10 protein-coding genes and 1 rRNA gene are annotated in these 12,054 nt (G+C 41.0%); 10 read left to right on the top strand and 1 reads right to left on the bottom strand.

The features are described from left to right. Positions 1–136: 136 nt before the first annotated feature. From rrf to J536_RS21940, 4 genes are all read left to right on the top strand, one after another. Positions 137–251 (top strand): 5S ribosomal RNA (gene rrf, locus J536_RS21955). Between the two features lie 147 nt (positions 252–398). After that, positions 399–794, top strand: coding sequence for a DUF2007 domain-containing protein (locus tag J536_RS21950; protein ID WP_032057728.1), 396 nt, complete (start codon positions 399–401; stop codon positions 792–794). A gap of 167 nt (positions 795–961) precedes the next feature. Beyond that, positions 962–1,525: a DUF4256 domain-containing protein gene (locus J536_RS21945; protein ID WP_032057727.1), complete on the top strand. Its 564-nt coding sequence runs from the start codon at positions 962–964 to the stop codon at positions 1,523–1,525. Positions 1,526–1,666: 141 nt separating this feature from the next. Beyond that, on the top strand, positions 1,667–2,830 hold the full coding sequence (locus tag J536_RS21940) for an acyl-CoA dehydrogenase family protein (RefSeq protein ID WP_032057725.1): 1,164 nt from the start codon (positions 1,667–1,669) through the stop codon (positions 2,828–2,830). Positions 2,831–2,861: 31 nt separating this feature from the next. Here J536_RS21940 and J536_RS21935 read toward each other — a convergent pair whose 3' ends face one another. After that, positions 2,862–3,461 carry a TetR/AcrR family transcriptional regulator gene (locus J536_RS21935; RefSeq protein WP_032057724.1) on the bottom strand — a complete coding sequence of 200 codons (600 nt, stop codon included), beginning with the start codon at positions 3,459–3,461 and terminating at the stop codon, positions 2,862–2,864. Between the two features lie 186 nt (positions 3,462–3,647). Here J536_RS21935 and J536_RS21930 point away from each other — a divergent pair, with 186 nt between their 5' ends. The 6 genes from J536_RS21930 to J536_RS21905 are packed head-to-tail and all read left to right on the top strand — an operon-like array spanning position 3,648 to position 12,015. Continuing rightward, complete coding sequence (locus tag J536_RS21930; protein WP_032063934.1) at positions 3,648–5,453, top strand: acyclic terpene utilization AtuA family protein; 1,806 nt, start codon at positions 3,648–3,650, stop codon at positions 5,451–5,453. Between the two features lie 20 nt (positions 5,454–5,473). Continuing rightward, positions 5,474–6,385: an SDR family oxidoreductase gene (locus J536_RS21925; protein ID WP_000121937.1), complete on the top strand. Its 912-nt coding sequence runs from the start codon at positions 5,474–5,476 to the stop codon at positions 6,383–6,385. Positions 6,386–6,395: 10 nt separating this feature from the next. Beyond that, the gene (locus tag J536_RS21920) at positions 6,396–8,009 is read left to right on the top strand and encodes an acyl-CoA carboxylase subunit beta (protein WP_032063933.1); all 1,614 of its coding nucleotides are present in this window, start codon (positions 6,396–6,398) and stop codon (positions 8,007–8,009) included. Positions 8,010–8,051: 42 nt separating this feature from the next. Next, a complete protein-coding gene (locus J536_RS21915; protein WP_000673016.1) occupies positions 8,052–9,209 on the top strand; it encodes an acyl-CoA dehydrogenase family protein in 1,158 nt (385 codons plus the stop codon). A gap of 10 nt (positions 9,210–9,219) precedes the next feature. Next, on the top strand, positions 9,220–10,056 hold the full coding sequence (locus tag J536_RS21910) for an enoyl-CoA hydratase/isomerase family protein (protein WP_032063932.1): 837 nt from the start codon (positions 9,220–9,222) through the stop codon (positions 10,054–10,056). A gap of 18 nt (positions 10,057–10,074) precedes the next feature. Further along, positions 10,075–12,015, top strand: a complete 1,941-nt coding sequence (locus J536_RS21905) for an acetyl/propionyl/methylcrotonyl-CoA carboxylase subunit alpha (protein WP_032063931.1) — start codon at positions 10,075–10,077, stop codon at positions 12,013–12,015. Positions 12,016–12,054: the final 39 nt, after the last annotated feature.

The following is a 12,054-nucleotide window of genomic DNA, read 5'->3' as shown; positions in this document are numbered from 1 at the left end:
AAAGCAACTTGATTTAGTTATACTACTAGCTAAAATGAACAAATAAAGTAAGATTCAATCAGCCCATCTGTAAAGATTTGGAAAACGCAACGTATCACACAGTGAATAAAACGAAGCAAGTATCCATACCAGTTGTGCTGGCGACCATAGCAAGAGTGAACCACCTGATCCCTTCCCGAACTCAGAAGTGAAACCTCTTAGCGCTGATGGTAGTGTGGGGTTACCCATGTGAGAGTAAGTCATCGCCAGCTCATTATTCTAAACACCCCCGTTCTAATGAATGGGGGTGTTTTTTTATGCGCGGAATTTGTATCCTCAATTCTTTAGATACTGAAATTGATTCAAATTATAAAGAAATAAAGCTACTCTAAAATTATTTACCTAATTAGAAATTTAATATGCAATGGATCGTAATTAAAACTTTCTCATTTCCTTATGAGGCACAAATTGCAAAGACTCAACTAGAAGTATTTGGAATTCCTGTTTATATTGAAAATGAGCATACAATTAATATGGATTGGTTTTATTCTAATGCTTTAGGTGGGGTTCGTTTATTAGTTCCAGAAAACTATGTTGATGAAGCGAAGTCATTTCTTGAAAAAGACTTTAGTGATGAGCTTGAACAAAAGTTTGGGGAGAGTAAAGAATGTTGCCCTGAGTGTGGAAGCTTGGATATAGAAGTTAATAATAAAGGAAAAAAATCTGCCTTTTTAGCGTTTATGTTTTTGGGCCTACCTTTATTTTCTTTTAGAAATGGTAATAGATGTAAGCGTTGTGGACACTTTTGGAATTAAATATATAGTAAACGATTATTGATTATCTTAATTATGGAACCTAATGTAGAGGTATTGGATTTAGTTCTATCTCTGCAATTAGTGTACTAGGCGGAGAAGCCATTGATATTAAATAAAATAAATTATTTTGATGGCCGTTCAATTTAATAAATATAAGGACTTATTTAATGGTAGATAAAAAACAGCTAACTCAAAAGCAAATAGAGTTACTCCTTGAATTATTAAAGAATAGATTTGAAAAAAATACACATCGTCATACAGAAATAGAGTGGTCGGATGTGCAAAATAAACTAATTAAGGTTCCTGATAAACTTTGGTCATTGCTGGAAATGGAAAATACAGGAGGGGAGCCTGATGTTATTGCTTATGATCAGCAGAAAGACGAATATTTATTTGTAGATTGCTCTCTTGAGACACCTAAAGGTCGTAGAAGCCTTTGCTATGATCGTGAGGCTCTAGAATCTAGAAAAGATCATCCTCCTAAAAATAGCGCAATAGATATAGCTAAGGAAATGGGTGTTGAACTTTTAACAGAAAAGCAATATTACCAATTACAAGAAATTGAAGAGTTTGACCTTAAAACATCAAGTTGGCTCAAAACCCCAAATGAGATTCGTAAACTAGATGGAGCACTTTTTGCTGATCGTCGATATGGTCGTGTCTTTATTTATCATAATGGAGCACAATCTTATTATGCTGCCCGTGGTTTTCGTTGTTGCTTAAGAGTATAGGCATTGCATTGTATTTAAATAAAAAGAAGAAGCTTTGATGTTTTATGCCAAGAAAATGGAGATTCTTGCAACTTTTGATTGATGGCAAACATGACAAGATATGTTCTGGAATTAAATAAAAACATCAGGACATCTGTAGAAATGCAACCAAACCCAATTTACTATAATGAACAACATATTGCTTTTGCTGATAATGTTCGTCGATTTGTACAAAAAGAAATGGCTCCTTTCGTTAATGAATGGGATGAGGCTGAGACATTTCCAAGAGAGCTATATAAGAAGGCTGCTGAAATTGGTCTATTAGGTTTAGGTTTTTCTGAGGAATATGGCGGTATTCCTGATGCAGATCCATTTTATTCATTACTGGCTGGGGTAGAAATGGCGAAAGCTGGTTCGGGTGGAGTACATATTTCACTCATGGTACATACAATTGGAGCACCACCGATTCAGCATTTTGGAAGTGAAGAACTAAAGTCAAAAGTTTTACCAAGGATTATTTCAGGAGAAAAGATTTCAGCATTAGCGATTACAGAACCAGGCGGTGGTTCTGATGTGGCTGCATTACAAACTAAAGCTGTTCGTGATGGTGACTATTATGTTGTCTCGGGTGAGAAAACATTTATCACATCGGGGATTCGTGCAGATTACTATACGGTTGCAGTGCGTACAGATCCAACTAAAACAGGCGCAGAAGGCATTTCAATGTTGCTTGTTGATGCTCACAGTGAAGGAATTACTAAAACACCTTTGAAAAAAATGGGATGGTGGGCTTCAGATACGGCGCATTTGCATTTTGATCAAGTGCGAGTACCAGCATCAAATCTGCTCGGTAAAGAAAATGCTGGTTTTAAAGTTATTATGAATAACTTTAATATGGAGCGTTTTTTCTTGGGTGTAGTGGCTTATGGCTATGCATTAGTTTGCTATGAAGAAGCTCTAGATTGGGCCCAGCAACGGAAAACTTTTGGTAAGAGATTAATAGACCATCAAGTCGTTCGTCATAAATTGGTAGATATGGCAACGCAATTAACCTCAACACGGGCATTACTTGAAGAAACTGCATGGAAAATGACTCAGCCAAAACTACAAGGGCCTGAGTTAGTCGCTCAAATCTCGATGCTGAAAAATGTTGCGACTCGCACAATGCAATTTTGTGCTGATGCAGCTGTGCAAACATTAGGTGGTATGGGCTTTATGCGTGGAACTAAATCTGAACGTATTTACCGTGAAGTGAAGGTTAATATGATTGGTGGTGGTGCTGAAGAAATTATGAAAGATTTGATTAGTAAGCAGCTTGGTTATTGATTCTGCAAAGGTGGTCATTGAGCCACCTTTTTTATTTCAAAGCCATCTCCCACACCATTTCAGTTAACTCATCAATTTTGACTTTACCTTCAGATTTATACCAAGTGACAGTCCATGAAATCGCACCACCAACTAATCTTCGCCAAATAAAGGCATCATGTTTTATCTTGCTTTGAGTGCGTAACTTTTCAATGACATCTAACCAGATTTGTTCATACTCATTACGCATTTCTAAAAGATAATCTTGTTTTTCTTTTGACAGCGCAAACCACTCATAAACTAAAACAGCCATGGCTGCACCAGTATCTCCAGTAATTGAAATGAGTTCTGCTTTAATAAGAGCTCGTAATTGGTGTTCTGGATCGGTAGATTGAGCGGCTGCATCTTTTAAACGAGCAAGATTGTAAATGATAGTTTGCTCCATTACGTGAGCTAGGATGTCATCTTTACTCTTGAAGTGATGAAATAAGCTACCTGATTGAATTCCAATAAATTGAGCAAGTTCGCGGACAGTGGTTTTATCATAACCTTGTTTGTGAAATAGATAGGCAGCTCCCTGTAATAAACGACCACGCGGGCTATCGTCAAAGCAAGAAATATGTGGAATCTGTTCAATTGAAGTCGCAATCATACGAAAGCTGGATCCTTTATATAAAAATATTTACGGAAAAAATTTTGCTAAATCTCACCATGTTTTAGGCTAGTTGTCGAGTTTGGCAGTTTTAGTCAATTTCACAATAACATTTTGCTCTTTACAAACCAAGCGCTTGCTTGGTAATGTTGAGTGTAATTTTTAAACAAAATAATGAGAAACAAGATGGCAAGTAATCAACAAGATGATGAGCGTGTCGTAAAAATAGGGTGTGCCTCAGGTTTTTGGGGAGATACCAATACTGCTGCTTTTCAATTGGTACATCTAACCGATATTAATTATTTGGTTTTTGATTACTTGTCAGAAATCACCATGTCGATTATGGCCAAAGCGAAAATGGTAGAGCCGAAACATGGCTATGCTTTAGATTTTGTCAGTCGTGTCATGGCGCCTCTACTTAAAAAAATTGCAGAGAAAAAGATTAAGGTGATTAGTAATGCTGGTGGTGTTAACCCATTGGCATGTCGAGATGCCTTGCAAAAAATAATTAAAGAATATGGTCTAGACCTGAAAGTTGCCGTGGTGTTAGGTGATGATCTTTTGCCACAACATGAGCAGCTAAAATCACAGAATATTCAGGAAATGTTTAGTAGTGAAGCTTTGCCAGAACAGGTAGCAAGTAGTAATGCCTATTTAGGTGCTGTTGCTATTCGTGATGCTTTGGATTTGGGGGCAGATATTGTGATTACGGGCCGTGTCGTCGATTCGGCTGTGGTGCTTGCCCCTTTACTTCATGAATATCAATGGTCTTTAGATGACTACGATAAGTTGGCGCAAGGTTCGTTGGCAGGTCATGTCATTGAATGTGGAGCTCAATGTACGGGTGGTAACTTTACCGATTGGCGCTTAGTTCAGGGTTTCGACAATATAGGCTTTCCAGTCGTTGAGGTGAGTGAAGATGGCTCATTTGTTGTGACGAAACCACAGGGTACAGGTGGTCTAGTTTCCACCGCCACGGTTGCTGAACAAATTGTTTATGAAATTGGTAATCCCCAAGCATATTTACTACCCGATGTAATTGCGGATTTTAATCAGGTGCATTTAGAACAAGTTGGGGAGCACCGAGTTCGTGTGAAAGGGGCAAAAGGACAAGCACCGACTGCACAGTATAAAGTCAGTGCGACTTACCCAGATGGATATCGGGTTTTAGTCAGTTTTTTAATTGCAGGTCGCGAAGCTCCACAAAAAGCACAAGTCATTGCCGATGCGATTTTGAATAAATGTGAGCGGGTTTTAGCAATGCGCTCAGTGCCGCCATTTAGTGAAAAGTCTGTTGAAATTTTAGGTATTGAGAGTACTTATGGCGAACATGCCCAAACATTAAATAGTCGTGAAGTTGTGGTCAAAATAGCTGTAAAACACATATTCAAAGAAGCATGTATGTTCTTTGCATCTGAAATTGCTCAAGCTTCAACAGGTATGGCTCCAGCCTTGGCAGGTATTGTTGGAGGCCGACCCAAAGCATCTCCAGTGATTAAACTATTTTCATTTTTAATAGATAAAAATCAAGTAAGTGTCGAAATCGATTTTGAAGGAAAACGCTACCCAGTTGAGATTCCACAAGGAGTTTCTACAGAGCAATTGCCTACTGTAAAGGCAGGTGAAAATGCAATTTATCAAGGAGATGAAATTGAAGTTCCTTTGATTGAAATTGCGCATGCCCGCAGTGGTGATAAAGGCAATCATAGCAACATCGGTGTGATTGCGCGTAAAGCAGACTATTTGCCATGGATCCGTGCAGCACTGACTGAAGAGACTCTTGCAAGCTATATGCAACATGTCTTGGATGCTGAGAAAGGACGAGTAATTCGTTATGAGTTACCGGGTTTAAATGCACTGAATTTTATGTTGGAAAATGCCTTGGGTGGCGGTGGTGTTGCAAGCCTACGCATAGATCCGCAAGGGAAGGCCTTTGCACAACAATTATTGGATATGCCTGTAAAAGTTCCGGCACATCTTTTAGAAAAATAAAATGAATGGATGAAACAAAGATGAGTTATCAATCAATATTTAGACCAGATGCTTTCGCCAATAAAGTCATTATTGTGACAGGTGGTGGCTCAGGAATTGGACGCTGTACTGCACATGAGCTTGCAGCCCTCGGCGCTCAAGTAGTGATTACAGGACGCAAAATTGAAAAATTAGAGAAAGTAAGCCAAGAAATTATAGAAGATGGTGGTTTAGTTCATTTCATTGTTTGTGATAACCGTGAAGAAGAACAAGTGAAAAATATGATTGCCGAAGTGATTGAAAAATTCGGCAAACTCGATGGTTTGGTAAATAATGCAGGCGGGCAGTTCCCCTCAGCTTTAGAGAATATTTCGGCGAATGGTTTCGATGCAGTCGTGCGTAATAATTTACACGCAACTTTCTATCTAATGCGTGAAGCTTATAACCAATGGATGGCTAAACATGGTGGCAGTATTGTCAATATGACTGCTGATATGTGGGGCGGTATGCCGGGAATGGGACATTCTGGTGCTGCGCGTTCAGGGGTTGATAACTTAACTAAAACAGCATCGGTTGAGTGGGGCAAATCTGGTGTTCGTGTAAATGCGGTTGCACCGGGGTGGATTGTGTCATCCGGTATGGATAATTATAGCGGTGATTTTGCCAAAGTAATTATTCCAAATCTTGCTGGCAATGTACCGTTAAAACGTATGGGAACTGAGTCGGAAGTCTCATCGGCAATTTGTTATTTACTATCCGATGCTGCGGCTTTTGTGTCAGGTGTAACTTTGCGTATAGATGGCGCTGCATCGCAAGGGACACGCATGTACCCACTAGCCGAAGCAACAAATAGTCAATCTTATAATGGTTTCCACCGCGCGTTTATTCCTGAAATTTTTAAAAAAGATAAGACTGAGAAAGTCGAGCAAAGCAATAATTCAGGCTCGGAGTGAGGAATAAAAAATGACCATTCTTCAATCCGAAATTACTGTTGGTAGTGAACAGTATCAAAAGAATAAAGAGGCACTGCTTGCTCAGCTGAGTGAAGTCCGTGCAATTCAGCAAAAAAGCATTGATAAATCGTATGCTGCTAAACCGAAATTCGATAAAAAGGGCAAGATTCTGCCGCATGAGCGTATACGGTTATTGCTTGATGCTGATTCACCTTTCGTTGAGCTTTGTGGTTTGGTTGGCTACAACATGCATGATGACAAGGATGGCTCCGAAGCTGGTGGTGGTGTAATTGCTGGCATTGGTTTTGTCAGTGGTGTGCGTTGTCTGGTCTCTGCAAGTAATAGCGCGATTAAAGGCGGTACCATGTCTCCTATGGGCGTACAGAAAACTTTGCGTTTGCAAAAAATTGCCTTAGAACAAAAACTCCCGCTGATTACGCTGACCGAAAGTGGCGGCGCTAACTTAAATTATGCAGCTGAAGTATTTACCTATGGTGGTATGACTTTTGCCAATCAGGCACGTTTGTCTGCAGCAGGTATTCCACAACTTGCAGTGGTACATGGGAACGCAACGGCAGGAGGAGCTTATCAACCAGGTCTTTCGGATTATGTCATTGTAGTACGCAAACAAACAGAGATGCTTCTTGCAGGTCCACCGTTACTTCTGGCTGCCACGGGTGAAGTCGCCACAGCGGAGGAATTGGGTGGGGCGGAAATGCATGCGCAGGTTGCTGGAACCGCAGAATACTTAGCAGAAAATGATGCCGATGGAATTCGGCTTGCACGTGAAATTTTTGAACACCTCAACTGGAAAGAGCAAATCAAACCAGTTGATGTGACTTATAAAGAGCCTCGTTACGATACCGAGGAACTGTTGGGTGTGATTCCAAGTGATCCTAAACAAACATTTGATATGAAAGAAGTGGTTGCCCGCATTATTGACGATTCAGATTTTCTAGAATTTAAGCAGGAATATGATGATTTAACGGTATGTGGCTGGGCAAAAATTGGTGGTTTGCATATCGGTATTATTACCAATAATGGTCCGATTACGCCTCAAGGAGCAGCGAAAGCAGCTCAGTTTATTCACTTATGTGAACAGACCAACCGTCCGTTATTATTCTTACATAACACTACTGGCTTTATGGTGGGAACCGATGCCGAGCAAAATGGCATTATTAAGCATGGCTCAAAACTGATTCAAGCGGTTGCCAATTGTACTGTACCTAAAATTTCAATCGTTGTGGCAGGGTCATATGGTGCTGGTAACTACGCAATGTGTGGTCGGAGTTTATCGCCAGATTTTATTTTTGCTTGGCCGAACTCGCATGTTGCTGTAATGGGGGCTGCACAGGCCGGAAAGGTACTACGTATTGTTGCTGAAGGGAAACAAAAAGCTTCCGGGCAGGAACCGAATCCGCAAATGCTCGATTTTCTTGAGCAAAGTACTGCGATGAAATTAGAGCAGCAATCTACCGCGCTTTTCAATACGGCCATGCTACATGATGACGGCATTATTGACCCGCGAGATACCCGAAAATTACTTATTTTCCTTTTAGAAACTATTTATGAAGCACAGCAACGCGAACTAAATCCGACCCGTTTTGGTGTGTCTCGTTTTTAATCAATCTTTACCGTAATTAAAAAAATTAATAGGAACAACACCATGAAATTTACTGCCGAACATGAAGCATTACGTCGCACAGCGCGTCAATTTGTTGAAAATGAACTGAATCCGAATATTCCGGAATGGGAAGAAGCTGGACGTTTCCCGATCCACGATGTATTTAAAAAGATGGGTGATCTTGGCCTATTGGGGATTTGTAAGCCTGAGGAAAATGGTGGTCTGGCTTTAGATTACTCTTATAACTTGGTTGTTGCTGAAGAAATTGGACGCGCAGCTTGCGGCGGTGTGCCTTTAGCCATTGGTGTACAAACCGATATGGCAACACCTGCTTTGGCGCGTTTTGGTAGCAAAGAATTACGTGATGAGTTTTTAACACCAGCCATTGCTGGAGAATATGTTGCATCCATTGCGGTATCGGAAGTGCATGCTGGTTCGGATGTTGCTGCTATTAAAACGACTGCTAAAAAAGATGGCGATGACTATGTCATTAACGGCAGCAAAATGTGGATTACCAACTCACTGCAGGCCGATTTCTTCTGTCTTTTAGCCAACACATCTGACGATAAACCACATGTTAATAAGTCGATGATTATTGTGCCAGCCAAAACTAAAGGTATTAGTTTTTCAGAGCCGTTAAATAAATTAGGGATGCGTTCAACGACCACAGCGCAGGTTTATTTAGACAATGTACGTGTACCTCAGCGTAACTTGGTTGGCGTTGAAGGTATGGGCTTCATGATGCAGATGATGCAATTTCAGGAAGAGCGTTTATGGGCTTGTGCTAATGCGATTGGTGGTTTGGAAAATTTAATTCAAAAGACTATCGCCTATACCAAAGAGCGTACGACATTTGGTCAACCACTCATTAATAACCAATATATTCATTTTCGTTTTGCCGAACTCATGACTGAAGTAGAAGCGCTTAAAGCTTTAACCTACCAAGCGTGTGAACAGCATATTGCGGGTGAAGATGTGACTAAGCTGGCATCTATGGCAAAGCTCAAAGCAGGCCGTTTAAGCCGTGAAGTTGCCGATAGCTGCTTGCAATATTGGGGCGGCAATGGCTTTATGTGGGATAACCCTGCATCCCAGCTATATCGTGATGGTCGTTTAGGCTCTATTGGCGGTGGCGCAGATGAGATTATGTTGGGGATTATCTGTAAGTTGATGGATATCTTGCCAAAAAAACAAAAATAAGGAATCAGCCATGACACTTTCAGCATCGCTTCAAGCTATAGATATTGATGACAGCATTCAATTAGAACAAGACGGCAGTATTTTATACCTTTGGTTAAACCGACCGGAGAGCCGTAATGCCATGAACTTGAATATGGTTAATGCAATACAGCAAGTTTTTACTGCCATCCGCGATGACCTTTCAATTCGTGCAGTCATCATTCGTGGTGAAGGTGGGACTTTCTGCGCAGGTGGTGATATTAAAGACATGGCTGCTTTACGCGTTGAAGCAACTAACGTTGGTAGTCTGCAACCTTATACTGACTTTAACCGCCGTTTTGGTGCCATGCTTGAGCAAGTTGAAGCTGCACCACAGACTGTTGTGGTCATTTTAGAAGGCGCGGTATTAGGTGGAGGTTTTGGGCTGGCATGTGTTTCTGATGTTGCCATTAGCCGTGATAATGCGCAGTTTGGTTTACCTGAAACTGGGCTTGGTGTGATTCCTGCACAAATTGCTCCTTTTGTGGTGAAACGTATTGGTCTGACTCAGGCACGCCGACTGGCTTTACTCGGCATGCGTTTTGAAGGGCATACAGCACTGAGTGTCGGTGTGGTTCATCAAATTGCACATAATGAAATTGAACTTGAACAAGCTTTACATGAAGCCATTCAACACATTAAACGAGCAGCTCCTCAAGCTTCACGTGTGACTAAAGCACTGTTACATCGAACACTCAATGAACCTTTAAATGAGTTGCTAGATGATGCTGCACAGCAGTTTGCTCAAGCGGTTGGTGGTGCTGAAGGACAAGAAGGAACAATGGCTTTTATCCAGAAAAGGTTACCAAATTGGGCCGATGAATCATAAGAGATAAGGATAAAAATAATGAAATTTTCAAAAATACTAGTTGCCAATCGTGGTGAGATTGCAGTTCGCGTGATGCAAACAGCCAAGGCAATGGGTTACCAAACCGTCGCAGTTTATTCCGATGCAGACCGTAATGCTCGCCATGTGCAAGAGGCTGATGAAGCTGTTTATATTGGTGCTTCAAAAGTATCAGAGTCTTATCTCTCCATCGCTAAAATTATTGAAGCTTGCAAAAAAACAGGGGCGGATGCAGTTCACCCCGGCTATGGTTTTTTGTCAGAAAATACTGATTTTGCTCAGGCATGTATCGACAACCAGATTACCTTTATTGGGCCTACCGCTTCTGCAATTGAGTTAATGGGCAGTAAACGCCTTTCAAAAATCGCCATGATTGAGGCGGGCGTCCCTTGTGTGCCGGGGTATGAAGGTGACCGACAAGATCTCGAATATTTAGCAACTCAAGCTGAGCAGATTGGCTTTCCAATTATGGTCAAAGCTTCTGCGGGTGGTGGCGGTCGTGGCATGCGTTTGGTACAGCAAGCATCCGAGTTGTTTGAGGCATTACAAACCGCACGTTCAGAAGCTGAAAATGCTTTTGGTTCTGGCGAGCTCATTTTGGAAAAAGCAGTCATTGCTCCACGCCATGTCGAAATTCAGGTTTTTGGTGATACTCACGGCAATTATGTGTATTTGTTTGAACGTGATTGTTCAATTCAGCGCCGTCATCAAAAAGTAGTTGAAGAAGCTCCATGTCCGGTGATGACGCCTGAACTGCGTCAGAAAATGGGTGAGGCAGCCGTAGCAGCGGCAAAAACATGTGCTTATGTTGGGGCAGGTACAGTTGAGTTTTTGCTAGATGCATCGGGTGCATTTTACTTTTTGGAGATGAATACCCGTTTGCAGGTAGAACATCCGGTCACTGAGCTTATTACAGGGTTGGATTTAGTTGAATGGCAGTTACGTGTGGCGAATGGTGAGCAGTTACCTTTAAAGCAACAGGAATTGACCTTAAATGGACATGCGATCGAAGTGCGTTTGTATGCAGAAGACCCACGTCAGGATTTTTTGCCACAAACAGGAAAAATTTTACGTTGGAAGCCTGCAGCTTTGCCAAATGTGCGAATCGATCATGGCATGTTAGCAACTGATGAAGTTAGTCCATTTTACGATCCGATGGTAGCAAAGGTGATTGCCTATGGGAAAACCCGTGAGGATGCGATTCGCTTACTCGCTCGTGCAGTTGATGACTGTGTGTTGCTAGGTGTAAATAGTAATAAGCAGTTTTTGGTCAATTTACTGCGTCATCCAATCGTGGTTGCAGGGGATACTAATACTGCATTCATTCAACAGCATTTTCAAAACGACAGCAGTCTGCATAAGCAGGTTCTATCTTTAGAAACCTTAGCTATTGCTGCGGCATTATTTAGCCAAAGAAAAGGAACTGTGGCATGGCAAACGGGTCTTGGCGTGTCGTTACCATTAAAACTTAAATATGATGATCAGCAAATTCAATTACAGCTTTCATCTGTAAATAACACGTTTACGGTAGAGCTCTGTGATCAATCAGTTTGTATTGAAGTGCTTGAGAGAATGCCAGAGCAATTAGTTTATTTAATTGATGGTGTACGTCGCCGTGTGCAATATGTATTAAATGATGATCAGCTTTATTTAGATCAAAATAATGGCAATGTCGCAATTCGCAATGTAACTTATGCTGCACCAGAAGCTGCCGATGTTGCCGGAGATGGTAAAATTCGTGCACCAATGGATGGTACTGTGGTGAATATTCTGGTCAATAAAGGTGATCAAGTCATAAAAGGCCAAACTTTATTAGTGCTTGAAGCCATGAAAATCCAACAGCAGATTAAATCGGATGTTGATGGAATAGTTGATGATGTTTTAGGTCAGCAAGGGCAGCAAGTAAAAAAACGGCAGATGTTATTTACTATTCAAATCTAGTAAAAAATACCGCTCTATATGAGCGGTATTTTACTTTAA

The organism is Acinetobacter sp. 809848, from assembly GCF_000581275.1.
In the GTDB taxonomy this organism is placed as follows: domain Bacteria; phylum Pseudomonadota; class Gammaproteobacteria; order Pseudomonadales; family Moraxellaceae; genus Acinetobacter; species Acinetobacter pittii.
This window is presented reverse-complemented; position numbering and strand designations above follow the sequence as displayed.

Excerpts from the sequence above, each read along its gene's own strand:
- J536_RS21950 (WP_032057728.1), top strand. The coding sequence starts at position 399 with ATGCAATGGATCGTAATTAAAACTTTCTCATTTCCTTATGAGGCACAA.
- J536_RS21945 (WP_032057727.1), top strand. The coding sequence starts at position 962 with ATGGTAGATAAAAAACAGCTAACTCAAAAGCAAATAGAGTTACTCCTT.
- J536_RS21940 (WP_032057725.1), top strand. The coding sequence starts at position 1,667 with ATGCAACCAAACCCAATTTACTATAATGAACAACATATTGCTTTTGCT.
- J536_RS21935 (WP_032057724.1), bottom strand. The coding sequence starts at position 3,461 with ATGATTGCGACTTCAATTGAACAGATTCCACATATTTCTTGCTTTGAC.
- J536_RS21930 (WP_032063934.1), top strand. The coding sequence starts at position 3,648 with ATGGCAAGTAATCAACAAGATGATGAGCGTGTCGTAAAAATAGGGTGT.
- J536_RS21925 (WP_000121937.1), top strand. The coding sequence starts at position 5,474 with ATGAGTTATCAATCAATATTTAGACCAGATGCTTTCGCCAATAAAGTC.
- J536_RS21920 (WP_032063933.1), top strand. The coding sequence starts at position 6,396 with ATGACCATTCTTCAATCCGAAATTACTGTTGGTAGTGAACAGTATCAA.
- J536_RS21915 (WP_000673016.1), top strand. The coding sequence starts at position 8,052 with ATGAAATTTACTGCCGAACATGAAGCATTACGTCGCACAGCGCGTCAA.
- J536_RS21910 (WP_032063932.1), top strand. The coding sequence starts at position 9,220 with ATGACACTTTCAGCATCGCTTCAAGCTATAGATATTGATGACAGCATT.
- J536_RS21905 (WP_032063931.1), top strand. The coding sequence starts at position 10,075 with ATGAAATTTTCAAAAATACTAGTTGCCAATCGTGGTGAGATTGCAGTT.